This is a genomic window from Paenibacillus sp. UMB7766-LJ446, assembly GCF_030226665.1.
Lineage (GTDB): Bacteria > Bacillota > Bacilli > Paenibacillales > Paenibacillaceae > Paenibacillus > Paenibacillus vandeheii.
The window spans coordinates 65,449-88,463 of record NZ_JASOYM010000012.1 but is presented as its reverse complement, the minus strand read 5'-3'; the positions used below and the strand labels follow the sequence as shown (position 1 = coordinate 88,463).

The window sequence follows — 23,015 nt, the reverse complement described above, 5'->3', positions numbered from 1 at the left end:
CTCGCTAGGATAGAGATAGACCAGTTTCATTGGACAAACAGAGAGGTGAACTATGATGAGTGAATTAAAAGTAAATGAATCATCCATACCTGTATATATATTGTCAGGATTTTTGGGAAGTGGCAAAACGACACTGCTTGTTCAATTGATCGAACATTGGCAACAACAGGGTCTCCGACCCGCAGTGGTCATGAATGAATTGGGTGAAGTCAACCTGGATGGTCAGATGGTGGATTCTAGCGTTCCGATGACAGAAATGTTGGGAGGATGCATCTGCTGTACCGTGCGCGGTGATTTGGGGCTGCAACTTGCCGATCTCGTGCAGGAGGAATCGCCAGATGTCATTATCATCGAAGCAACGGGAGCGGCGAACCCGATGGAGATATTGGATGCAGTAACGGAAACTTCACTCTATATGCGACTGGAGCTGAAAAGCCTGATTACCGTGGTGGATGCTGCGCATCTGTCAGGACTGTACCAGGAGCAGAAGGGACAAACCTTCAAGCTGATGCAGGAGCAGATTCGCTGTGCTTCGGTACTACTTCTGAACAAAACGGACCGTCTGAATGAGCAGCAGCTGGCAGATCTGAGGGACCTGTTAACACGCTGGAATGGTTTTGCTCCCGTCATCCCTACGGTGAGGTGTGAAGTCGATATGGATGTACTGCTTCGTAGTGGAGATAACGTACATGCCTATCAATCTGTCGATGAAACGAGTAAAGACGCGAAAAAGGAACAGCACGTTCATTCCGAAGCTTGTGCAGAGCATGGCTGCAGCCATGAACATGAACATGAACATCATAAGCATATGGATCAGGAAGCACATCAACATTCCGTCGTGAATGTCCAAGGTCATCCTCATGATCACGACCATAGTCATGTCCATCCCCATGCTTCGCATGAGCATGTCATGGTGTACACCCACTATTTCACCCAGCCGGTGAACAGTGAAGCTTTTGAGCGTTTGATTGCTGAGTTACCACGGGATGTGTACCGGGCAAAAGGGATTTTATCTTTTAGTGATACATCCAGTCGGTTCTGGTTCCAATATGCTTATCGGGAATCGGATTATATGAAGATCACGCCTCAAGGTGATGTGCCGAACGTAGCTGTGTTTATAGGTGAGCACTTTGATCAAACGGTCATCCGCAACCAATTGCTGGAATTAGAAGCGATAAATGAGTCTTAATGATTCAAGGTTCCTCCAGACGGGGTATTAAGAAGCATAGCAAACTTAGTCTGGGAGGTAACTTTAAATGACACAACAACAATATCAGCAATGTATCGATGCTTGCCTGGAGTGTATGAATGCTTGCAACGTATGTTACATATCGAGTCTGAAGGAATATGATCTGGCAATGTTGCGTGATTGCATTCGTTTGGATCGGGAATGTGCAGAAATCTGCAGCTTTGCTGCTCAAGCCATGACACGCGGAAGTGATTTTATCTCCGAAATTTGCGATCTGTGTGTGAAAGCATGTGAAGCTTGTGCTGCTGAGTGTGGCAAACATGAACATGATCACTGTCAGGCTTGCGCGGAAGCTTGCCGCAAATGTGCAGAGGCTTGCCGTATGATGGCCGCAGTAGCGTAAATATAAACTCAATTAAATTAAACATACAAAGCCGAGTCATCTGCATGATATTAGGCTGATCCCCTCATAGTAGGAAACGAAATAAGGACATCGGACAGATGGACTTCAACGTTGCCTGCTGGAGGGGATTTTTTACGAATACAGCAGGATAAGAAAGAATCTTCGCAATCCGATGGTGAGATCAACTATCGCCAGCAGGGCCTTCATTGGCAAATGCATGTAACAGGTTGCCAAAGCAGATTGTGATCTGTATAATGATGGCAATGAATTGAAACGAGAAATATCCGTGATCGGGAGAGTAGCCAGAATTCATGCATGACAGCGAGCCGGGGCAGGTGGAAGCCGGTATGACATGACCTGAGTGAAGCGCACCCGTGAGATGGTTGTCCGAAGCAATGCCTGCATTCTTGAGAGGGTGCAGAGCATGGATTAGAGGGCAATCCGGCAGGCGGCCGTTAATCGCACCGAGCGGAGCAGGCTGGGAATGTATATCAATGTGCATTCACGACCTGCTCACCTAGAGTGGTACCGCGGGAACTGTGAAGATCAGCTCTCGTCTCTGATATAGAGACGAGGGCTTTTTTTGTTCTCGATATTACAGCCAAATACGATAATGAATAGGAGTGTTCAACATGTTGATGAAACAGGCAGCAGCACATATTGCTCCCTTAACGGGACTGGAGCAAGAAGAGGTGTTGAGATTATTGGAGGTTCCACCACAGGCAGAGCTGGGAGATGCTGCGTTTCCCTGTTTTACTTTGGCAAAGTCACTGAAGAAAGCGCCCGCGGTGATCGCGGCGGATATCGCAACTGGAGTGCAGACAGTTGGGTTGGATGCTTCACCAGCAGGACCCTATGTGAACATACGTTTCAATCGGGAAGATCTGGCTCCGAAGCTGCTGCAAGAACTGGGACATGAAGCATTTGGCAAGCTGCAGCTGGGTGCAGGTGCACGTGTCGTAATCGACATGTCGTCGCCCAACATTGCCAAGCCATTCGGAATTGGTCATCTGCGCTCCACCGTGATTGGGGCAGCATTGTATCGGTTATATAACGAGGCAGGCTATACTTCGGTCAGTGTGAACCATCTGGGCGATTGGGGAACGCAGTTCGGCAAACAGATTGCAGCCTACAAGCGTTGGGGCAATGATGAAGAGCTACAGGCTGAGCCGATTCGGACATCATTGGAACTGTATGTGCGTTTTCACGATGAGGCCGAGAATGATCCATCTCTGGAGATGGAGGCAAGAGATTGGTTCCGCAAGCTGGAGCAAGGAGATGAAGAGGCGCAGAGGTTATGGGCCTTTTTTGTAGAGGTGAGCATGAAAGAATTCAACCGGATGTATGAGCGTCTGAATGTACAGTTTGACCATACGCTGGGTGAAAGCTTTTATAATGACAAGATGGGTGCGGTGGTCGAAGAACTGAAAGGCAAAGGGTTGCTGGAAGAGAGTGAAGGGGCTTTGGTGGTACGTTTGGAGGAGGAGAATATGCCGCCATGCCTGATTATCAAAAAGGATGGGACCACCATCTACCCAACGCGGGATTTGGCAACAGCAGTTTATCGTCATGATGTGATGAAGGCGGATAAAATGTTGTACGTGGTCGGGGGTGAGCAGAAGCTTCATTTCCGGCAGGTATTTGCGGTATTATCCCGGATGGGGTACGCGTGGTCTGAGATTTGTGAACATATTCCGTTTGGCTTGATGCGTTTCGAGGGACGGAAGATGTCTACCCGCCGGGGTAAAGTCGTTTTCTTGCAGGAGGTACTGGATGAGGCGGTTGCCCGGGCATTACAGATTATCCAGGAGAAAAATCCGAATCTGCCAAATCCGCAGGAGGTTGCGGAAGCGGTGGGTGTAGGTGCAATTGTATTCGGTGATCTGCGTAATAACCGGTTGAACGACGTCGATTTCTCGCTCGAAGATGCGGTGAGCTTTGAAGGGGAGACAGGACCTTATGTGCAATACACTCATGCCCGGATTAACAGTGTGCTTGCGAAGGCAGCAGAGGCAGAACGCGTGGAAAATGAAAATCATTCGCAACAGGCTAACAGCATAAATGCTGCAGCCAGCACCGAGAACAAGCCAGTCATTGTCGGTGACACATCTTGGGCATTGCTGAAACTGCTGGCGGATTATCCGCAGCATCTGGAAAAAGCAATTCTTCGCAACGAGCCTTCGGTCATTGCCAAATATGCGATCGATGTTGCCCAAGCCTTCAACCGCTTCTATCATGCAGAACGGATTGCCGACGCGCCGGCTGACGTGAAACCCTTCCGGGTGGCGCTAACAGAGCGTACGGCGGAGCGTCTGGCCTACAGCCTGTATTTACTTGGGGTCCAGGCTCCTGAACGGATGTGACACCTATGGGATGGATGGGAATTGGAAGTTTCGATAAAGCAGGAAAAGCCGCAACGGACTCAACAGGACGAAATATATCACTTCAACGTGTGAGCAAACGACTTGGGGATGCGCAGGTACTGAATGATATCAATTTGGAAGTAGGCAAGGGAGAGTGTATCGTCCTGGTGGGCAGAAATGGCTCAGGCAAAAGCACGTTGCTGCGTGTGCTGGCTGGCATATTACTGCCTGAAGCCGGTTCGCTGCACAAGCCCATGCATGGACGGGTTATGTATGCACTCGATGGACTGCCACGTTTGCCCTTCACCTCAAGAGAGTACCTGTGGGAAATGGGACGAATACGTGGCATGCGTCCTGAAATACTGCGTCAGCGGATAAGTGAACTGAGCGAGCTGTTATTCTTGGGCACGGCACTGGATCAAAACCTGCCACAGTTGTCCAAAGGTACCTTGCAGAAGGTGAATCTGATTCAGGCTCTTCTGCCTGGACCTGATGGGTTATTGCTGCTTGATGAACCATTGTCCGGTCTGGACGTCCCTGCGCAGGAAGCGATCGTAGCCTTGCTCGGACAGTGGAAAAAGGAAGGAAGTCAAATCGTTACAGCTTGCCATGAACCCTTACTTATAGAACGTCTCGCGGATCAGGTCATCGTATTACACAAGGGAACAGTGCTGCGTCGCTGGAATCAGGAAGATTTACAGCAAGCTGGAGAGCCCGCTGTGAGCATCCGGAGTGTGATGGAAGGATGGGAACAATCCGTTATTGATGCGCTGGTTATTGAACAACCGGGAGTCATTGCATGCCATCGCAGCGTAGTTCGTCAGGATTATGAAGGCGAAGTATGGGATTGGAGGGTGTCACGCAGTTCGGCAGACCGGATCATTGGAAAGATTCTGGCTTTGGGCGGTTCCATCCTTTCCGTGAATCCGGAAGAAAGCCGATTACATATGGAAGGATTGATGGAGGGGCGTCATCCGGGTGAGGCTATGAACAGGGAAGAGGCAGAGATCCTTTCCTCCATGTCTAAGGTAAGAGGTGACCTCCAATGATCCACTTGACCCGTTATTTGTTAAAACATTACATACGTTCACAGAAATATGTTGCACCGGTGATCTTTTATATCATTACAATGCTGCTCATCTATTCCTACAAACCTAATCCTGTTGCGGACAGTTACAGCGTTACGGCCATGCTGCTTTTTTTTGGTGCGGCCTGGCTGGGCTTAACGGTAATGAATACGGAACCTGCAGGGCAGTATCAATTGCTCGTTCTCCATGCAGGAAACAAACGCAAGGTTGTCTTTGCACAATTGATCTGTGCGTTAATCATGCAATTCGGCCTGACAGCAATTACCGTGCTATATCCAGTTGTTACGGGCATGTTTGGAAGACTGCCGAGTGCTGGGGAGTGGATCATGGCTTGGGCCGGGCATCTGGCGTTGTCGCTCCTGGGTCTGGGCCTCAGTGTTTTCTTTCAAAAATCATACATTCCCATGCTGAGCCGCAGTATGCCGCCGTTCATTGTTGTACTGTTATTATCGTTAGTCCAAGGTTCATTAAGCGGACGTTTGCCTGAATCCATGCAATGGGTTGTCAAGGTCTTGCCTCCGGCATTTTATCTGGTTCGTGAAATGATGTTATTTGAAGAATCAAAGCTGGGGGCTGTTCTTCTGACGACAATGTGGGCTATACTCTATGCCGTAGTTCTGCTCATCATTCATATATGGCTATCGGGAAAAAGGGATTTGCGGAGTTAGAGGCTATTATTCCCCTTAACTTGAATGTTGCTCTGTGTTTCGTTACCATAGAGGGACGTTGGAATGCATAGTAATGTACGGAGATAAAGGGGGCGCTCGCTTATGCAAAATACAGACATGCAAAATACAGACATGCTGGACAGCGAACACTCCAGAGAATTGTTTGCCTATTACGGATTGGCTGTATATTATGGACAGGCGCTTGAACAGCAACTGGTCAATCTGATTTTATTAATGAAATTGTCTCAGGGCAAGGTTGTATCCGAAGAAGATCTGGAAGATCTGTATGAACGAAAGATGAGCAGTTCACTCGGGCAACTCATTCATGAGGTGCGCCATCATTTTACCTTTTCTGAGGAAGAGACTCGCCAGTTGAACGAACTATGGAAGCAGCGTAACAGCATTGTACATCACTATTTCAAGGAACGGATTCATGAGACATTCAGTCCTGAAGGAAGATCGCGCATGATTAAGGAACTGGAAGATTTCAAAGATCGTGCGCAGAAGCTGGAGATTAGTCTTCAGCAGTACACAGGTGCCTGGATTGCAGAGCTGGGATTGGATGCAGAATCCGCGGCAGCGTTGCACACACTCGAACGTATGCATGCAGTGAGTATGAACGCCCGGGCGCTGGAAGAGGATGAATCATTGTGATGGAAGGCAAGTCCCGAATTCGTAAAATAAAAAGTAAACACTGGCTGGCAATCTCCATTGCATCGCTCGTGTTGATTGGAGTCATATGGACTATAACTACGGCGTTGCTTATCTGGACGTACACTGATGAGGAATCCTCCAGACAGAGTGATGCAGCCATTATCCTCGGTGCAGCCGTAGAAGGGGAGAACCCTTCACCCGTATTTCGCGAACGTATAGAGCACGCCATTTTATTATATCGCCAGGGGACGATCAGCCATCTGCTCTTTACTGGTGGTTCTGGCCGGGCTGGAGAGCGTTCTGAAGCCGAAGTTGGACGAGATTACGCCGTTGCACATGGTGTAGATCTGGCAGATATTCAAATCGAGACGGAATCGAAAATTACGGAGGAAAATCTGGTGAATTCGTTTAGTGTCGGGGAACAGGCGGGGTTTCACACCTACACGATTGTAAGTGATCCGTTACATATGAAACGGGCGATGAAGCTTGCTAGCGGACTCGGCATGGATGCTGTCCCATCCCCGACACGAACGACGGCTTACCAGACCTGGCGCACCCAATTTCCTTTTCTGGCAAGAGAGACGATATTATATATGGGGTATATGGCTAAAGGATGGATAGACAATCCGCAGCAGCACGGAAAGTGACTGACTGCGCGATTGTCTTTTTTTGCGCAAGTTGCCCATCGTATCTATGTACCGGGATAATTGATCGCTGCACTGACCAACGCGGCTACTCCAAAACCGATGAGCCACCAGGGCCAACGTCGATGATTTTTGCTTTTGCGTATGCTGATGAACAAACTGATGATCCCCACAAGTAATACGAGGGTAGCCAAGCTGCTGCCAACGATCCAGCCGATGCTCATATATTTACCTCCTCTATGTGGAATGTAATGAATAGCTGCCTATGGTGAGCTTTCCACCTCTGACCTCAGCTTTAAATGGATACATTCCGTTACGATACGTGTGTTGATTATGATTGGAGTGAAGCGGAAAATCACTGTTAAATCGGCCCCCGGCCTGCTTGAAGTCTAACTTGAATCCATCTTTATCTGGTGGGATGCGCACTTCAACGTTACAACCTGTGGAGCGACTATCCAGAGATTGAAGCATCGTTGAGGAGTTTATGCTAAGCTGGCTGGCTGTCACTCTGGATTGAATATGTGAGAATTGACCGGACAACTGAACAGGTGAAGAGGTGGCTTGGAGTTGGATATGGTTTGCATGCAGGTCTGTTGCTGTAACCCGACCGCCCACGGATTGCAGATGGATATGCTGGGCATGCCCTGATAAGGTGAGCTTGCCGGATGTACATTGACAATCCCAGTGTTCGGAAGAAACGTTATCCACAACAAAGCGGGAACCCACCCCGTTGATCGACAGTCTTTGCAATACTGTAGGCGGCAGTACGATGTGAAGCGATGTGCGATGGAAGTTTATACCCAGGGGAAAAGCTTGTTTTCGTCCATCGATTAGATGTAATAATCCATTGCTGACTTTAGTTTCAAAACATCGGGTCCTTGGGAAACGAGCGGAGCCCCGTTGAGTAACACGGATAACAGCTTCTGTACCTTGGCTAATATGCACTTCGCCTTGCATCCATTCCAGAGAAAGGGCGTGAAAGGGGTCTTCAGACAACCATTCTTTGCAAATCATATGTCCATTAAGTTTCAAAATGGTTATCCCTCGTTTCTGCTATTGTCTTGATCATCCAACTTAGGGTAAGCGCCGATTGCAGCATGTTGGTCTAGAATACGCTCAATGAGCGAATCACTCACAATATCGGCACCGAGCATATTCATCAACCGCTGTAAAAAATAGAGACGCTGCTTCGTTTCACTGAAATTGCGGCCGAACAGTGTGGGATTAATCCATATGTTGACTAGCATCATAAATACTTCTGCACAAGCTTCGGGATCTTCGGTATGGATAGATCCATCTGTAATGCCTTCATGCAAAATCGCTGCAATCACCGGAGCATCTATTCGCACGGCCTGTTGGATACCGCGTACAATAAATACCGGATTTTTGATCTGGGTTCGAAGTACGTGATCCAGGGAATGGGCCTGCTGATCAGAGACAACATGCTCCAGAATCTGAATTAACTTCTCTCGAGCTGTGGTGGCCGTTGTATTTGAAACTAATCGATCCAGCATTTCAGCTGAATAGTTGAATTGTTGCTCCATGACCGCGTCCAATATTTCCTCTTTGGATTTAAAGTGATGATACACAGCCCCCTTGGACATGCCTAGGGCAACAATGATGTCCTGAATACTTGTCTTCTCAAATCCTTTATCTGTGAACAACTGGGCAGCAACGTTCAGAATCTGCTGTACCGTTTGTTCAGGGTGCTTATTTCTAGCCATAATACCCTCCTTTATTTAGATACCGACCGTTGGTATGTATAATACAGGCAGATGTTTCTATTGTCAATAAGAGGAACGGACAAAATAAAAAACCGATCTGCCGCAGACCAAGAGGTCCGCGGGCATATCGGTTGGTTAATGTATTTATGTTCATTTATTCCCGTTCTACTTACACGCCGCCTCCAGCAAAGGAGGAAGTGGTTCGAATGGCCTCGCCCAGTGCGTTGTTTCCATTCATATCCGGTGCTGATTGAGCACCTTGCTGTAACTGATACATCTGATAATAGCGTCCCTTGAGTTCCATCAGCTCATCATGTGCACCTTGTTCCACAATACGTCCGCGGTGCAGGACCAGAATCTGGTCTGCTGAACGAATGGTGGACAGACGGTGGGCGATGATGAAGGTGGTACGTCCTTTTTTGAGGACTTCGAGTGCATTTTGAATTAAGGCTTCCGTTTCGGTATCAATGTTAGCTGTAGCTTCATCGAGAATCAGAATCGCTGGATCGAAGGCCAGTGCTCGAGCGAAGGAGATTAATTGCCGTTGTCCGGCAGATAACGTACTTCCTTTTTCGATAACCGGCTCGTCGAATCCTTGCGGAAGATGGGCGAGAATTCGTTCTGCACCTACGTCTCGCAGCGCCTGTTCGATCTGCGCACGCGTAATCTGCTCATCACCCAGACTGACGTTGGAGGCTACAGTACCTGTGAACAGGTAAGGATCTTGAAGTACAATGCCCATATGTTCTCGAATCCACTGTTTAGGCAGGTCCTTCACGTTCTGACCGTCGATCGTGATCTTGCCTTTCTGTGGGTCATAGAACCGAAACAGCAGGTTGATGATCGAGCTTTTACCCGAACCGGTATGGCCCACCAGGGCGACCGTTTGACCTTGTGATGCTTTGAACGAGATGTTGTTCAGCACATAATCTTTTTTGTAAGCAAAGGATACATCGTCAAACACGACATTTCCCTTATATCTCGGCATCGAGCCATCAGTTACCGGTTCACCTTTCTCATCCATCAACTCAAAGACACGTCCGGCCGATACAAGGGAGGAATCCAGGTTAGCCAGTTGGTTTACCATACCCGTAATCGGCTGGAACAAACGCCCGAGGACGTCAACGAATGCATACAGCACACCCAGCGAGATGATACTTGTGCCGTCCAGCACACTGGAACCGAAGTACCACAGGACAACCGCAAACGCCATATTCCGCAGTACGTTAACCAGGTTGTGTGAGGTGAAGGCGTTCAGATTGAGCATTTTGTTCTGGTGTTTCATATAATCATCATTCAGATCCTCGAATTCCTGCTTGGTCTGCTTCTGATGACGGAATACCCGGATAATGGACATCCCCTGGATGGATTCATTAATAATGGCATTAATCTCACTCAGACGTGAACGAATAATCGTGTTGTAACGAGTCGCGATTTTACGATAGAGCACAATCCACAGCACCAGCATCGGTACAACGAACAATGAGATTAATCCGAGGCGGAAATCCAGCAGGAAGAGCGCAACATATACGCCCGTAATCGTAATGATCCCTGAGAAAAAGTTCGACAGAACTGCAACGAACAGATCCTTGACGGCTTCGGTATCGTTGGTGACCCGGGAAACCACTTTACCTGCAGGCAGGTTATCAAAAAAGTGTACCGGCAATCGTTGGATATGTGCATACACATCGTTACGCAGTCTTTGAATGACTTTGTTGGCAGATGATTGCAGCCAGTATGTTTTACCAAACTCCATAATGACCGAGATGACAAGGAAAATCATGTAATACATAATCAGTTGATAGATGCTTGGCATTTCCGGTTTGTAAAAGGCAAAGAGTTCACCAGCGGATAGTGGCACCGCCGCATATTGACCCGTCACTTCGCCTGCGCGTGTAACCGTCAGTGTTCCGTCTGCATAGGTACGATCCCCATCGGGGGCACTAACGGGTTCATTCACAAAATAAAAACTTCTTCCGGCCTGCAGTACGCGTACCTCTGTACCTTTTGTTTCATTCGGTTCATACCGGCCTTCACGTTTGTAGTTCTTTCCATTGTAGACCGCAGCTTCACTTGAAGCTGTAGTCTCATAGAAAGGCTGCTCAATGGCGAGCAAATGATTGTCGATCATGGACTTGGCGATGAAAGGGCCGGCAAGCTCAGCCGCAACCCCGATTGTAAGCATAATTAAAGCGGCAATAAACGTACCTTTGGCTTTTAGGGCGTATTGAAGCAGCCGTTTGCCTGTATTAGACTTCAAAGCGTTGACCTCCTACGTGGACAAATTAGACTCCACCTGCTGCCGTTCATACTGTTCACGGTACCAGCCGTTCATAGCAAGCAGTTCTTGATGGGTTCCTTCTTCCGTAATTTTCCCGTGCTCCAGTACGATGATTCGGTCAGCGTGTTCGATAGCGGACAGGCGGTGAGTCGAGATCAGCGTTGTTTTGTTTGAGCGTTTGTTGCGTATATTTTCAATAATTTTGGCTTCGGTTCGTGCATCGACGGCAGATAAGGCATCATCCAGAATCAATATGTCCGGATCGGCGATAAAGGCACGGGCCAGCGATACCCGCTGTTTCTGTCCACCGGACAGCGCAATTCCTTTTTCACCAACGAGTGTGTCCAGACCATCGGATAATGTACCCAAATCTCCATCAAAGGCTGCGGTGCGAATCGCTTCCATAATCACACCATCATCTGCACCTGGTTTGCCGAATTGAATGTTCTGGCGGACAGATTTGGAGAAAAGCACCTGTTCCTGAGGAACGTATCCAATCCAGCTGTGCAGGTCGTCTTTGGCGATATCCTGAATTGCATGACCGGAGATGCTTAACTTACCCGATCCGGCCGGGTATTCATGAAGCAATTGTTTGAGCAGGGTGGACTTGCCGCTACCTGTACGTCCCACGATACCAAGTGTCTGCCCACGTCGAAGCGAAAAGCTGACATGACTGAGATTGTCGATGGTGGAACTAGGGTAACGGAAGGTGACGTCCTGCATCGCAATCTCTTCCGGATTCGTAATGTGAGCAGGCTGCTCAACATCTTTTACGGCAGGTTCTACAGATAGCGTCTCGTTAACACGATCGAGTGAGGCGCTACCACGCTGCATCAAGTTAATCAATTCGCCAATGGCGAACATTGGCCAGATCATCATCCCCAGGTACATATTGAACGATACAAGATCCCCCAGGGTAATTTCATTGTGAAAAACAAGATAGATGCCGTAGGCAAGTGCTATCACATAACTGAGTCCGACAAATAACCGGATGGTGGGTTCGAACAGCGCATCCATCTTGGCAACCGCCAGATTTTTGCGGTACACATCTTCGGTGACATCGGCGAATCTTTTCTCGTCCAGACGTTCCTGCACATAGGCACGCACGACTCGAATGCCGGCAATCGATTCAAGCACCTGATCGTTCATATCCCCGAATGCATCCTGTGCCAATGTGTATCTTTGGTGCACAGCTTTACCATAGATCATCATGGCGATGGCGATAAAAGGCAGAGGCAAAATTGCAGCTAGGGTCAGCTTCCAGCTAACCAGGAAACCCATGGCGAATAATACGGTTGCCAGAAAAGCAGTGGAGTCGGTTAACGTCAGCATGCCGAAGCCTGCTGTGGTGGCAATGGAACGAAGATCATTCGTAGCACGTGCCATCAGATCGCCAGTTCTGTTTTTCTCAAAAAAAGGCGGGGTCATCCGCAATAAATGGTCCATAAAGCGTGACCGCAGCAAGCGTTCAACCAGATTGGCACCGCCAAACAGTTTGTGCATCCATATGTACGTTGTCAGATAGATAATGATGACCGATCCAAGGATAAGAAAAATGTAACGTGTGAGTGAGGCGCCGGTAATGGAACCGCGTACAATCTCGTCAATGGCATTGCCCAGAAGACGAGGTGGCAGCAGTTCAATGATGCCCACCATAATAAGCAAGGTGACACCAATGAGGTATCGTTTGCGTTCCAGCCGGAAGAACCAGGCCAGATTTTTAAGTACAGAGAACAAGTGGTATCCCTTCCTTTCAAGTTCGTGAAATGCATGTTCCGTTCATGTTTAGCCAGCTGAACCCACAAAAAAAGACATACCGCACGCAGGCGGTATGTCTTGGGTATCATTCATACGGCAGCATGGCTCCGAGAGCAGAGCCACCACCGTAGATAAAGTTCGATTGTGAGAGTACAAAACAGCAAACCTGATTAGAGGCTTCTGTGATGCGGTCTTATGAACGGAATAACGATTTCATGGGTGCTCCGGTATTTAGTTGTGTGCTGAATTGATGTAGATCGTCATAGTTAAACACCGTAATCACCCTTTCTTTTTTGGTAATAAATTGCATGTGGATCTCGTATGTTTGCATCTTAACACCGACTTTTACAATCTGTCAAACGTTTTTCAAAACAGAAGATGCTGCGGATTGTGATGGAATAATGAGGCGTGAATCAACTTTTTTTGTGTATTTGGTGTGGTTGAGGTTTGTAATCAGGCCATTCTAGCGATATGATGGAACATATATATAGAGAAGGAGCTGACACCAAATGAGTACCATACATGTATCTGACCGCGCTGCTCGCTGGTATAAGGAAGAACTGAATTTGAACGAAGGAGACAGCATTCGATTCTTCGCCCGTTATAGCTCCGGCGGAGGTCTTCATCCCGGCTTTTCCCTCGGGATCGCTGTGGAGGAACCGAGACATCCTGCGGATCAAACGAAGGTATCGGGTATCCAATTTTTTATGGAAGATCATGATTACTGGTATCTGAAGGGTCATCAACTTCATGTAGATGTCGTTGAAGAAGGACAGGATATCGAATATCGCTACACTGAGATTTAAAGTGATATCTCTGCGTATATAGAATGGCTCATCACCGGACGCACCAATTTTCGAACAGGAGGAGATACGAAGTGAATCCGCCAGCCCGAGATTTGGCCCAGTATATCGCGAACCGCTCTCATATTGTTGTAAAGGCGGCGGTTCGGGCCGAGAATGAAAAAGGTGAATTATTGCTGATTCAGCACGCTGAACACGGACATTGGCGTATTCCTGCGGGACAGATGCGCCCGGGAGAAGCCATTGAGGACACCGCACACAGGGAACTGTGGGAAGAGACGGGGTGGACCGCCACTCATATGACACTTGAAGGTTTGCACTCCGGTCCGAATCTGAGACATTTGCATGCCAGTGGGGATGAAGAATATTTTGTTATTGCCCTGTTCAGGGCGCACATTGTTCAGGATTCGCTCGTAGAATCACGAGTGAATAGCGAAGCCGGACTGAAGTTTTTTGATCTCAAATCATTGCCCAGGCTGAATGATCTTAGTCGCTTATTGCTGAGGTACTCCGAGATAGAATAAATACAACAAAGAAGAAGCCTTTCCTCCCGGGAAGGCTTCTTCTTTGTTATGGCAATCAGCAATCGATGGACCAATATCCATGAGTACGATGACCCTTATCATAAACTAGGGTTTCCTACCTAGACTTGATCAAGTGGTTCTTCATCATCCATCGCAAAATCAAAATCGTCAATATCGAATACCTGCACAGGGGATGCCGATTCAATGATGCGTGCAATCAATTCGACCTGATCAGTAAGGATAGGGGTATCCAAACGCTGTGAAGTGAGAAGCAGTTCGGTCTCAATTGGATCAAAATATTCACCATATTGTGCGGTATCAATCGCATTAATGATGGCAATGGAGACCTGATCACCAAACAGGATGGACGGACTTTTGGCCCAGGGAACAGCAAGGGCACGCTCTATTTTTTTCTTATTCAACGGTTCTTCAAAATAAGAAATGATTTCGTTAATCTTGGATTTCACATGCTGGTCATCTGCCGGATTATCCATCAAAGGGTCAGGGCTGGTCTGGAATTCATATAACTCAAGGATGGTGGTATAAGGAACAATATATTCAACAGGCGCCGGCGGCGCGAGTAATTGACCGTAAATTGCCACCATCACGGCTTCTGTAACAAACTGACGTGACATGGGTTCCTGAATCCTCCTGCGGCCATTAATAGTTGCGAGGTGAATCAATTTAATACGGAATGAAGGATCATTCAATTGATTTCTCTGCTATGGACTTGGGTGCTTGAATTGCATGAATAGAAGTATATCATACAACGGTGGGAAAAACAGCCAGTCGGCAGAAGGATGTCAAGTCCCAACTTTGATTATGATTTTCCCAGCAGTAAGGATAAAATTCCTGCTGCAATCAGTGGGCCGACTGGCACACCCTTAAACAAGGCAACGCCAAGCACAGTACCTATAAGCAGTCCGGCAACGACAGTAGGCTGTGTACTCATCAGCGTAGCTCCTCGTCCTCCCAGATGGGCGACAAGTAATCCGACACCAATGGCGAGCAATGATTTCCAGTGCAGAAAAGACTCTCCAATCGTCTGCAAACTGATCTTGCCGCTGGCAAGTGGTGCCATAACACCAATAGTCAGGATGATGATACCGATCGTGAGTCCATACTTTTCCAGCCAGGGAAAAGCCTGATTCAGGTTCAGTACCCGCAGCAACAACAGAAATACCATGGCTACGGTTACGGGTGTATTACTGCTGATAATACCTAGCGCCGCAAACACGAGCAACAGCAGTGAGGTCATATCCATTGATTTCATTCCCCTTCGGTCTGCCCGCGATGACGACCTACGATATGTTCTGCAATATATCTTCCATGCCAGCGCCCGGATTCGATAAACACTTCATTGGCGTTGCGTCCTGATGCGATTACTCCGCCAACGTATATACCTGGTACGCTGCTCTCCATTGTCTGCGGATTATATACTGGTTTATCCATATCCTCGGACATCTCGACACCTACGGAAGAAAGCAGTTTGCGGTCAGGACGGAAACCGGTCAAGGCCAGCACAAAGTCATTTTCCAGTTCACTTGTTGATCCATCAGAATGCAGCAGACGAATGGAATCGTCCAAAATTTCATTTACACGTGAGCCAAGATGAAGTGAGATTTTGCCTTTTTGCACCATACTTTCGAACAATGGACGAACCCACGGTTTAATGTGCTCTGAAACACCGTTCCCACGATAAACCATGTCGATATGTGCGCCGACACGAACGAGTTCCATGGCAGCATCGACAGCTGAATTACTACCTCCAATGATGGCGACACGTGTACGTGTATAAGGATGAGCTTCGCGGAAATAATGAGTGACTTTATCCTTGTCTTCTCCAGGGATGCCAAGATAGTTAGGGTGGTCAAAATAACCTGTAGCAACAACAACATTTCGTCCTTCATGAACGACTACCTGCCCACGACGATTGACTGTATGTACCTCGAACGTGCCATCGTCCTTGTGTTTGATTTCTTGGGCTTCCTCATAATTATGAACGCGAAGACCGAAATGTTCGGCTACCTTGCGATAATAGGCGAGTGCCTCGTAACGAAAAGGTTTGTCGTTCGGTGTGCTGAACGGAACATTCCCAATCTCTAGCAATTCCGCTGTACTGAAAAACTGCATATGGGTTGGATACAGATAAATAGATTGGACGATATTGTATTTCTCAACAATGACAGCGGACAGTCCCAGCCGCTCGCATTCAATGGCAGCAGACAGACCGCATGGGCCTCCGCCGATAATAATGACATCTTCCATGTTCTTAATCCTCCTTATTTCAAGCATTATAATCCTACCGTAAATACGGGCTCAATGCCAGTTCTAGAAGGATTCTGACGCAAAGATATGATCTTGATGCTGGGGAATTGACTTAGGAGAGGGAAAAGACTAATATCAAATTAGATGAACATCTAAATGAAAGTGAGTTGAATGAAATGCAACTGGAGAAGATTGTGGCTTACCATAAAGCCCTGGCTGATCCTACCCGGCTTCGGATGCTGCTGCTGTTGTCCCAGGGAGAACTTCACGGTCAAGCGCTTGCTGAGAAGCTTAACCTGTCACAGCCAACCGTTACACATCATGCATCCAAGCTAAGAGAAGCGGCGCTAATCAAGGAACGAAGAGAGAAAAATACGGTGTTTTTCTCGCTCAATCCCTATTTTATTCGGGAGCATGCGCAGGCTTCAGTTGATTTTATTTTTAGACAAGAGGAGGTTGCCGATATGAGTGATGTGAATGAAACGCTGAAGGCATCCGTGATGCGGAATTTTTTCTCCAAGGATGGACGACTGCGTCAAATCCCGGCTCAATATAAGAAAAAGCTGATTGTGCTGGGTCATTTGGTGGAGCAGCTTGAATTCGGACAGAAGTATACAGAGAAAGAAATCAATACATTTATTCAAAATTATCATGAGGATTTTGCCACCATTCGTCGGGAGTTTATCATGCACCAGTTCATGTACCGTGATGATGGGATCTATGAGCTGAATCCGAAGGAGATGTGGACACGGTGGGATCAAGTGAAATAAGTGAATAAATAATTAGACTTGACAAGAGCGGTTGAAGCTGTGTAACATGATGGATAATTCTACAAGGGAGGCGATGTTAAATGACAAATCTAATGGCAGTATACGTTAATTTGAATATGAACAGCGTCTCCGGAACGGATCAATGCATGTAATTTTACGGCAGTTGGCAATATTGTTCGCAATATTGTCCATGTACGTAAAATACAATAACATGCACAAATGAAGCCACGGGTGACGTACCCGTGGCTTTTTGTATGCCGAAAATGGGTTGTTTCTGGATAACGAGTATTGGATTGTCGTAATGATGCATCCAATATGAATACCGTACAAACAATCATTTATTCGGCTAACTTCTAATTGTCGCGGGTGCAGTGCTGCTCGTGGCTTATTTGCTTTTGATGCCGGATCGGAGCGCTCAGTGTTGATCGTTGTCAATGTCAATGAAGGATAAAACACCATATATCGGGAGGAATTTTTATTTTGAATAACATGATGGAGAAATACGGCTGGTCTGCAAAGTGGCAGGAGCAGTGGCAGCAGACGGGTATGGAAGAACAAGCAAGAAAACCGGCAAGAATTATTGCGGATCACGGGCAATTGCTTCGGCTGATTACGTCTGAGGGAGAATGCTGGGGACGGGTATCCGGACGGATGCGTCATGATCATCTGGAAACGGGCGTTGTGCCTGCCGTTGGGGACTGGGTCGCTGTTACAGGGCAAGCTGGAGAAGAAGCCATCATTCACAGCATTGTGCCGCGTCAGAGCAGGGTATCCAGACAAGCCGCTGGTTCGGTGACCAAAGAGCAATTGATTGCGGCGAATGTGGATACATTGCTGATCGTTGCTGCTCTTAATCATGATTTTAATCTGAGACGGCTCGAAAGGTACATTATGATGGCCTGGAATGGTGGTGTCAGACCGGTCATCATTCTAAGCAAAAGCGATCTGTGTGAGAATGTGGAAGAACAAATTTCGCTGGTGGAGGGCATTGCTCCAGGGATTGAAGTGTTGGCATTGTCAGCTGTTCAGGATCAGGGCAAGTCTTTACTTGAAAAATTTCTGTCTCCAGGCACAACGGTTGCCTTAACAGGTTCTTCTGGTAGTGGCAAGTCGACTCTCGTCAATTGGATGATGGGTGAGAGTGTACAGCTCACGCAGGCCGTTCGTGAGGATGACAGCCGTGGACGGCATACGACCACTCATCGGGAATTGTTCGTACTGCCGCAGGGAGCGGTATTGATTGACACGCCGGGAATGCGTGAACTTAATCTGTGGGATGAAGGTCAGGATGGTTTGTCTCACGCCTTTGGTGAAATTGAGCAGCTCGCTGCGGAATGCAGGTTCCAGGATTGCACCCATACCCGGGAAGCCGGTTGCGCAGTGAAGGAGGCCATTCAGGAAGGTTCATTGGATGAAAAAAGGCTGGGTAACTACTTGAAAATGCAGAAGGAACTGAAGTTTCAACAACGCAAAGAAGAGATAGCCTCCAAACGACGGACCGCTTCAAGCAAACCTGTCAGTTCCCGCAAACCAAAACATGTCCGCAGTACAAAAGACTGGGAAGAGGCCTGAGACCAGGTGGGCATCCCTTTGTATCCTGCATAGGATAGGTTAGGAGGGATGTCATCATGCCTGATTACAGCATCATCGTAGACCTGTCGGATCACATGTTATATCTTGTGGATGGCTCGCAGGTGGTTAAGGGCTATCCTGTCGCAATAGGCAAGATGCTTACGCAAACGCCAAACGGTGTGTTTACAATTATTAACAAGCAGGAGAATCCTGGAGGGCCATTCGGTGTTCTTTGGATGGGGTTGTCGGCGCCGCATTATGGAATTCATGGAACCAATGATCCTTCATCCATTGGCAAGTCTGTTTCCCATGGATGCATACGCATGTATAACTCGGATGTGCTGGACCTGTCTTCCAAAGTGTCAGTAGGCACACAAGTAACGATCCGGCCCTAGGGCCGGATTTTTACGCCAACGAATAGAAGCGCTTAGCGATATCCATAGAGAAGGACCAGACTCCTCCACTGATCTGGAGAATCAATTCGGATAATGGTCCATATGGATGGATTTGGAATTGATACGCATTGCACATATACTATTGTAAAGCCACGGAAGTGATGAGAGAAAGTGAGTGATTACATGCGGATTAGACCGGCGCGTGAAGGGGATGCGGAAGCCGTAGCTCATGTACATACAGAGAGTTGGAAGACGACTTATCGGGGGATCGTGCCTGATGATTTTTTGGATAATCTGACTACGGAATCAAGGCTGCCCCAATGGGAGCGAAATATTCGCTCTGGCGAAAAGGATCAGATTCTGGTGGTGGCTGAACAGGACAACGGGGAAACTGTCGGATTTGCCTGCGGTGGGAAGGAACGTGAAGGCAAGCTGCCTTACGATGCTGAGCTATATGCCATTTATTTACTGAAAGAAGTGCAACAAACGGGGATTGGCCAGCAACTGGCAAGACACGTTGTTCGTTATCTCCATTCCCTGAACATGGGGAGTTTGTTGATCTGGGCACTGGAGCAAAATTCAGCCTGTCGTTTCTATGAAAAGATGGGCGGAATTCCTGTCCAAACACAGCAAATCCGGATTGGCGGTCAAGATCTGGCAGAGGTTGCTTATGGCTGGGAGGACTTGACGTTATTTGGAGGAAAAGACCTGACCAGACAGTAGGGTGATGAAAATATGGCTGAATATGTAGCTAAATATGTAGACCATTGATGAGCTTTTTCCTATGTTAGGATGAAAGGATTCGACTGTTCTTCACGTTTGCGTAATCCTTAACAAGGTTAATGAACTATTACACCGCTTTAAGGTGTGACATTCAATCTTGATTGGGAGGCGTTATTCAGATGACTTTAATGGAGACAGAACATACAACATGGACGAAACAATTTATTAATGGCGAATGGGTAGAAGGCTCCGGCGAGAAAACACTGGAAAATAAAAATCCGTACACGGGAGAGGTCATCGCAACCTGGCGATCCTCGAACAAGGAAAATATAGATCAGGCATATGAGGCCGCCCAAAAGAGCTCGGTGGAATGGAAGAAATCCCTGCCAGCGGTAAAAGAAGGTGTACTTCGCAAAGTGTCGGCTCTCATGACAGAGCGCAAAGAGGAAATTGTAAAGCTGCTGATTACGGAATCCGGAAGCACACGCATCAAGGCTGAGGCAGAGTTTGCTTCTGCGAAACGGATTGTGGATGAAGCTGCTTCGTTCCCTTATCGAATGAAGGGGGAAATACTACCTTCAAATACACCAGGGAAAGAGAATCGAGTTGTGCGCGAGCCCAAGGGAGTCATTGGTGTCATTGGCCCTTGGAATTTTCCTTTGCACTTGTGTCTACGTTCTGTAGCTCCAGCTATTGCTCTGGGTAATGGAGTCGTTATTAAGCCTGCGTCCGATACCCCGATTACGGCTGGTTGGCTTATTGCAGATCTGTTTGAGCAAGCAGGATTACCTGAAGGCGTACTGAATGTGGTTGCTGGAAGCGGGAGTGAGATAGGCGATTATTTTGTAGCGCATCCCATACCTAAAGTCATTTCCTTTACAGGCTCCACAAAGGTGGGGCAGGGCATCGGCAAACTGGCTGGTGAGCATTTGAAAGAAACTGCGCTTGAGCTTGGTGGCAACAATGCGATGGTTGTCCTGGAAGACGCGGACATTGAACGTGCTGCGGAGTCTGCGGTGTTCGGTAAATTCCTGCATCAGGGGCAGATCTGTATGGCCCTTAATCGTATTATTGTGCATGCTGATATTTACGACAAGTTCGTAGAATCTTTTCTCGCTAAAACAAAAAAAATTCAGGCTGGTGACCCTGCCGATGCCCAAACGCTGGTTGGCCCGCTTATTCGTGAGAAGGAAGTGGAACGGCTGCTTGACTTGATTAAAGGAGCCAAGGCGGAAGGAGCCAGATTGCTGCTGGGTGGTACAAGCAAAGGCAGTGTGCTGGAGCCCACCGTGCTCGCGGATGTGAAACCGGATCAGCATATTGTACAACAGGAACTGTTTGGACCTGTCGCGGTAATCATGAAAGCGCAGGATGAGCAGGAGGCCGTGCGCCTGGCAAATGATACGCCTTATGGATTAAGCGGCTCCGTATTTACCCGAAATCTCGAAAGAGGGTATCAAATTGCTCAGCAGATTGAATCGGGCATGGTGCATGTCAATGATCAATCCGTGAATGATGAGGCTCATGTCATGTTTGGTGGCGAGAAATCCTCAGGTATTGGCCGTTTCGGTGGCGATTGGGCTATCGAGAAATTCACGCGGACTCGCTGGATCAGCATTCAGCATCAATATCGGGATTATCCTGGAGTGCAATAGTTCGACAGCTAGCGTGGCTTAGAAACTACTTTGTTTTATAATCAGATAGGTTTCGGTAAAGCGTGACATAGATCGCGCAAAACCCGCCTCAAGCTTGATGGGGCGGTCTTTTGCATGTTTTTACATGCTTGAAAAACAGGTGAGGAAATGATGTGGAAAAGCTGTTTGGAGCTTCTGAAATCTGGTTATTTATGGGTACACGGGCAGAAGAGATCCGTAAATCCAATAGGTAAAGGGGCCTGAACTTCATGTCCATTGACCGTTTCATTCTGAGAAAGCTGAATACTTGTCAGGAAGAAAATACACGTGATAATCTGGTTCGATTGTTTGTCATTCGAATCCAGAAGGCCGAGATGGAAGAAGAACACGAAACCGCCTATGTCGTCAGCAGATTGCATTAGAGATAGATAAAAGGGATTTGATACACAAAAAAGGAAGCTTGTCCTCAACGGCAAGCTTCCTTTTCCTTATGTTCGCGAATGAATGAATTCGCAGTTTCCAAGTTGAAGTAAACAACTGACTCATCTTAATAAAGTGATAAGGCGAGGGAGTCATTTTCGCTACGGCTGTGAAGAATGGCTTCACCACCGACAATCTCAATACTAATCAATGATTGCAGACATTTCTGTAAAGCACGTTTACCATTGCTAATCTTATGCTCAAGGGCACTGCTAAGCAATCGGAGTGTCTTTTGCACAGGTTGTTTGTTTTCTTGATTGAAATATACAGGGATTGATTTGTTTTGAAAAGTTATTAGTGTTCTCACTAGAAATCACCTCACGAGAGTTATTTCTTACTGGTTATATTAAATACCAATGCTTAAAATTACCTTAAAATCAGCTTATGAAAACATAAAGGTGGGCATTGTTTGAAAAGTGTTCACAATTCAATTGTGGGCGAAGCAATAAAAAGTCCCGAAAAACCAGCTTGTCATTTCCATTTATATGGAAGGTATTCGTGTGGTTTCGCATCTTTGCAATAATTAATGTGACTACTGCCTCGAAAGTTCTGAGTCGAATGGACGATATTTTAATATATACGTGGGTCATATGTAACAAAATTACAGGTTGCACATTGCAAACAGGGTGTTTATGTAAGAAAATAGGGATGGAATAGCGTTTCATCAACTTTTTTTTGATTTAATTTGACACTAGGACAATTTACATATGAGACCATGGGAGGGATTATTTTTGATTCTTACCGTGTATTCCGGCCGGGAGGAAGGCGAGTGGTTCGACATCGAGGTCCCGGATGAATGTACTATTGAACATCTGAAGACATTGCTGGGGGTTCGTATTTTCGGCCAGGCACCTGGAGAGGGCATTCAGTACATCCTTGAAGCCAAATTTCCGGAAGGATTGTGGTTCTCACCACAGAACGCACAACAGTTAATGGAAACAGGGCTGCGTCAAGGCAGTTGTGTGCGAGTCCAGCGGGCATTCTCCACCACTTCTGAAGAAGCGCCTGTCTATGGAAGACGTTCATTGTTTCAGCAGGACAGCAACGAATGAACGTTCTGAACGTATATATTGA

The 23,015-nt window shown here is 47.3% G+C and carries 26 protein-coding genes; 16 read left to right on the top strand and 10 right to left on the bottom strand.

Features of this window, described 5'->3' with window-relative positions; all coding sequences use genetic code 11:
* Window positions 1-55 precede the first annotated feature (55 nt).
* Window positions 56-1,189 (top strand): CobW family GTP-binding protein, encoded by a 1,134-nt coding sequence (locus QP794_RS25040; protein ID WP_285079615.1) that lies wholly within the window; start codon window positions 56-58, stop codon window positions 1,187-1,189.
* A 67-nt stretch (window positions 1,190-1,256) separates the two neighbouring features.
* Window positions 1,257-1,592, top strand: coding sequence for a four-helix bundle copper-binding protein (locus QP794_RS25035; protein WP_024630302.1), 336 nt, complete (start codon window positions 1,257-1,259; stop codon window positions 1,590-1,592).
* Window positions 1,593-1,773: 181 nt separating this feature from the next.
* Here QP794_RS25035 and QP794_RS25030 read toward each other — a convergent pair whose 3' ends face one another.
* A complete protein-coding gene (locus tag QP794_RS25030; protein WP_285079458.1) occupies window positions 1,774-2,094 on the bottom strand; it encodes a hypothetical protein in 321 nt (106 codons plus the stop codon).
* A gap of 130 nt (window positions 2,095-2,224) precedes the next feature.
* On the opposite strand from QP794_RS25030, the gene argS reads away from it, so the two are divergent.
* From argS to QP794_RS25005, 5 genes are all read left to right on the top strand, one after another.
* A complete protein-coding gene (argS, locus tag QP794_RS25025) occupies window positions 2,225-3,955 on the top strand; it encodes an arginine--tRNA ligase (RefSeq protein ID WP_285079457.1) in 1,731 nt (576 codons plus the stop codon).
* Window positions 3,956-3,960: 5 nt separating this feature from the next.
* Entirely contained in the window at window positions 3,961-5,004 is a 1,044-nt protein-coding gene (locus QP794_RS25020; protein ID WP_285079456.1) for an ATP-binding cassette domain-containing protein, read from the top strand.
* Window positions 5,001-5,711 carry a hypothetical protein gene (locus tag QP794_RS25015; protein WP_285079455.1) on the top strand — a complete coding sequence of 237 codons (711 nt, stop codon included), beginning with the start codon at window positions 5,001-5,003 and terminating at the stop codon, window positions 5,709-5,711. Before QP794_RS25020 ends, QP794_RS25015 begins: the two co-directional genes overlap by 4 nt.
* A gap of 102 nt (window positions 5,712-5,813) precedes the next feature.
* Entirely contained in the window at window positions 5,814-6,365 is a 552-nt protein-coding gene (locus QP794_RS25010; RefSeq protein WP_285079454.1) for a hypothetical protein, read from the top strand.
* Complete coding sequence (locus QP794_RS25005) at window positions 6,365-7,012, top strand: YdcF family protein (RefSeq protein WP_285079614.1); 648 nt, start codon at window positions 6,365-6,367, stop codon at window positions 7,010-7,012. Before QP794_RS25010 ends, QP794_RS25005 begins: the two co-directional genes overlap by 1 nt.
* A 44-nt stretch (window positions 7,013-7,056) precedes the next feature.
* Here the strand turns inward: QP794_RS25005 and QP794_RS25000 are convergent, their stop codons facing one another.
* From QP794_RS25000 to QP794_RS24980, 5 genes are all read right to left on the bottom strand, one after another.
* Window positions 7,057-7,233: a hypothetical protein gene (locus QP794_RS25000; RefSeq protein ID WP_285079452.1), complete on the bottom strand. Its 177-nt coding sequence runs from the start codon at window positions 7,231-7,233 to the stop codon at window positions 7,057-7,059.
* A 13-nt stretch (window positions 7,234-7,246) separates the two neighbouring features.
* Entirely contained in the window at window positions 7,247-8,041 is a 795-nt protein-coding gene (locus QP794_RS24995; protein WP_285079451.1) for a DUF4097 family beta strand repeat-containing protein, read from the bottom strand.
* Window positions 8,042-8,046: 5 nt separating this feature from the next.
* A complete protein-coding gene (locus QP794_RS24990; protein WP_285079450.1) occupies window positions 8,047-8,733 on the bottom strand; it encodes a TetR/AcrR family transcriptional regulator in 687 nt (228 codons plus the stop codon).
* A 169-nt stretch (window positions 8,734-8,902) separates the two neighbouring features.
* Entirely contained in the window at window positions 8,903-10,993 is a 2,091-nt protein-coding gene (locus tag QP794_RS24985; protein WP_285079449.1) for an ABC transporter ATP-binding protein, read from the bottom strand.
* A 12-nt stretch (window positions 10,994-11,005) separates the two neighbouring features.
* Entirely contained in the window at window positions 11,006-12,751 is a 1,746-nt protein-coding gene (locus tag QP794_RS24980) for an ABC transporter ATP-binding protein (RefSeq protein ID WP_285079448.1), read from the bottom strand.
* 530 nt (window positions 12,752-13,281) lie between these two features.
* On the opposite strand from QP794_RS24980, the gene QP794_RS24975 reads away from it, so the two are divergent.
* A complete protein-coding gene (locus QP794_RS24975) occupies window positions 13,282-13,578 on the top strand; it encodes a HesB/YadR/YfhF family protein (protein ID WP_024630313.1) in 297 nt (98 codons plus the stop codon).
* A 71-nt stretch (window positions 13,579-13,649) separates the two neighbouring features.
* Entirely contained in the window at window positions 13,650-14,099 is a 450-nt protein-coding gene (locus QP794_RS24970) for an NUDIX domain-containing protein (RefSeq protein ID WP_024630314.1), read from the top strand.
* Between the two features lie 119 nt (window positions 14,100-14,218).
* Here the strand turns inward: QP794_RS24970 and QP794_RS24965 are convergent, their stop codons facing one another.
* From QP794_RS24965 to QP794_RS24955, 3 genes are all read right to left on the bottom strand, one after another.
* Complete coding sequence (locus tag QP794_RS24965; RefSeq protein WP_024630315.1) at window positions 14,219-14,734, bottom strand: hypothetical protein; 516 nt, start codon at window positions 14,732-14,734, stop codon at window positions 14,219-14,221.
* A gap of 185 nt (window positions 14,735-14,919) precedes the next feature.
* Window positions 14,920-15,363, bottom strand: a complete 444-nt coding sequence (locus tag QP794_RS24960) for a DUF441 domain-containing protein (RefSeq protein ID WP_024630316.1) — start codon at window positions 15,361-15,363, stop codon at window positions 14,920-14,922.
* Window positions 15,364-15,368: 5 nt separating this feature from the next.
* Complete coding sequence (locus QP794_RS24955; RefSeq protein WP_285079446.1) at window positions 15,369-16,367, bottom strand: YpdA family putative bacillithiol disulfide reductase; 999 nt, start codon at window positions 16,365-16,367, stop codon at window positions 15,369-15,371.
* Window positions 16,368-16,543: 176 nt separating this feature from the next.
* Between QP794_RS24955 and QP794_RS24950 the strand changes: the two genes are divergently transcribed.
* The 6 genes from QP794_RS24950 (at window position 16,544) to QP794_RS24925 (ending at window position 21,883) form a co-directional block, all read left to right on the top strand.
* Entirely contained in the window at window positions 16,544-17,137 is a 594-nt protein-coding gene (locus tag QP794_RS24950) for a DUF2087 domain-containing protein (protein ID WP_285079612.1), read from the top strand.
* 489 nt (window positions 17,138-17,626) lie between these two features.
* Window positions 17,627-18,709 (top strand): ribosome small subunit-dependent GTPase A, encoded by a 1,083-nt coding sequence (gene rsgA, locus QP794_RS24945; protein ID WP_285079610.1) that lies wholly within the window; start codon window positions 17,627-17,629, stop codon window positions 18,707-18,709.
* Window positions 18,710-18,765: 56 nt separating this feature from the next.
* Complete coding sequence (locus QP794_RS24940) at window positions 18,766-19,104, top strand: L,D-transpeptidase (RefSeq protein WP_285079445.1); 339 nt, start codon at window positions 18,766-18,768, stop codon at window positions 19,102-19,104.
* Between the two features lie 183 nt (window positions 19,105-19,287).
* A complete protein-coding gene (locus QP794_RS24935) occupies window positions 19,288-19,827 on the top strand; it encodes a GNAT family N-acetyltransferase (RefSeq protein WP_285079444.1) in 540 nt (179 codons plus the stop codon).
* 179 nt (window positions 19,828-20,006) lie between these two features.
* The gene (locus tag QP794_RS24930) at window positions 20,007-21,482 is read left to right on the top strand and encodes an aldehyde dehydrogenase family protein (RefSeq protein WP_285079443.1); all 1,476 of its coding nucleotides are present in this window, start codon (window positions 20,007-20,009) and stop codon (window positions 21,480-21,482) included.
* A 248-nt stretch (window positions 21,483-21,730) separates the two neighbouring features.
* On the top strand, window positions 21,731-21,883 hold the full coding sequence (locus QP794_RS24925; RefSeq protein WP_179132691.1) for a hypothetical protein: 153 nt from the start codon (window positions 21,731-21,733) through the stop codon (window positions 21,881-21,883).
* Between the two features lie 125 nt (window positions 21,884-22,008).
* Here QP794_RS24925 and QP794_RS24920 read toward each other — a convergent pair whose 3' ends face one another.
* On the bottom strand, window positions 22,009-22,248 hold the full coding sequence (locus tag QP794_RS24920) for a hypothetical protein (RefSeq protein WP_024630323.1): 240 nt from the start codon (window positions 22,246-22,248) through the stop codon (window positions 22,009-22,011).
* Window positions 22,249-22,672: 424 nt separating this feature from the next.
* On the opposite strand from QP794_RS24920, the gene QP794_RS24915 reads away from it, so the two are divergent.
* A complete protein-coding gene (locus tag QP794_RS24915; protein ID WP_024630324.1) occupies window positions 22,673-22,993 on the top strand; it encodes a hypothetical protein in 321 nt (106 codons plus the stop codon).
* Window positions 22,994-23,015 lie beyond the last annotated feature (22 nt).

Excerpts from the sequence above, each read along its gene's own strand:
- QP794_RS25040 (WP_285079615.1), top strand. The coding sequence starts at position 56 with ATGAGTGAATTAAAAGTAAATGAATCATCCATACCTGTATATATATTG.
- QP794_RS25035 (WP_024630302.1), top strand. The coding sequence starts at position 1,257 with ATGACACAACAACAATATCAGCAATGTATCGATGCTTGCCTGGAGTGT.
- QP794_RS25030 (WP_285079458.1), bottom strand. The coding sequence starts at position 2,094 with ATGCACATTGATATACATTCCCAGCCTGCTCCGCTCGGTGCGATTAAC.
- argS (WP_285079457.1), top strand. The coding sequence starts at position 2,225 with ATGTTGATGAAACAGGCAGCAGCACATATTGCTCCCTTAACGGGACTG.
- QP794_RS25020 (WP_285079456.1), top strand. The coding sequence starts at position 3,961 with ATGGGATGGATGGGAATTGGAAGTTTCGATAAAGCAGGAAAAGCCGCA.
- QP794_RS25015 (WP_285079455.1), top strand. The coding sequence starts at position 5,001 with ATGATCCACTTGACCCGTTATTTGTTAAAACATTACATACGTTCACAG.
- QP794_RS25010 (WP_285079454.1), top strand. The coding sequence starts at position 5,814 with ATGCAAAATACAGACATGCAAAATACAGACATGCTGGACAGCGAACAC.
- QP794_RS25005 (WP_285079614.1), top strand. The coding sequence starts at position 6,365 with ATGGAAGGCAAGTCCCGAATTCGTAAAATAAAAAGTAAACACTGGCTG.
- QP794_RS25000 (WP_285079452.1), bottom strand. The coding sequence starts at position 7,233 with ATGAGCATCGGCTGGATCGTTGGCAGCAGCTTGGCTACCCTCGTATTA.
- QP794_RS24990 (WP_285079450.1), bottom strand. The coding sequence starts at position 8,733 with ATGGCTAGAAATAAGCACCCTGAACAAACGGTACAGCAGATTCTGAAC.
- QP794_RS24975 (WP_024630313.1), top strand. The coding sequence starts at position 13,282 with ATGAGTACCATACATGTATCTGACCGCGCTGCTCGCTGGTATAAGGAA.
- QP794_RS24965 (WP_024630315.1), bottom strand. The coding sequence starts at position 14,734 with ATGTCACGTCAGTTTGTTACAGAAGCCGTGATGGTGGCAATTTACGGT.
- QP794_RS24960 (WP_024630316.1), bottom strand. The coding sequence starts at position 15,363 with ATGGATATGACCTCACTGCTGTTGCTCGTGTTTGCGGCGCTAGGTATT.
- QP794_RS24955 (WP_285079446.1), bottom strand. The coding sequence starts at position 16,367 with ATGGAAGATGTCATTATTATCGGCGGAGGCCCATGCGGTCTGTCTGCT.
- QP794_RS24950 (WP_285079612.1), top strand. The coding sequence starts at position 16,544 with ATGCAACTGGAGAAGATTGTGGCTTACCATAAAGCCCTGGCTGATCCT.
- rsgA (WP_285079610.1), top strand. The coding sequence starts at position 17,627 with ATGATGGAGAAATACGGCTGGTCTGCAAAGTGGCAGGAGCAGTGGCAG.
- QP794_RS24940 (WP_285079445.1), top strand. The coding sequence starts at position 18,766 with ATGCCTGATTACAGCATCATCGTAGACCTGTCGGATCACATGTTATAT.
- QP794_RS24935 (WP_285079444.1), top strand. The coding sequence starts at position 19,288 with ATGCGGATTAGACCGGCGCGTGAAGGGGATGCGGAAGCCGTAGCTCAT.
- QP794_RS24930 (WP_285079443.1), top strand. The coding sequence starts at position 20,007 with ATGACTTTAATGGAGACAGAACATACAACATGGACGAAACAATTTATT.
- QP794_RS24925 (WP_179132691.1), top strand. The coding sequence starts at position 21,731 with ATGTCCATTGACCGTTTCATTCTGAGAAAGCTGAATACTTGTCAGGAA.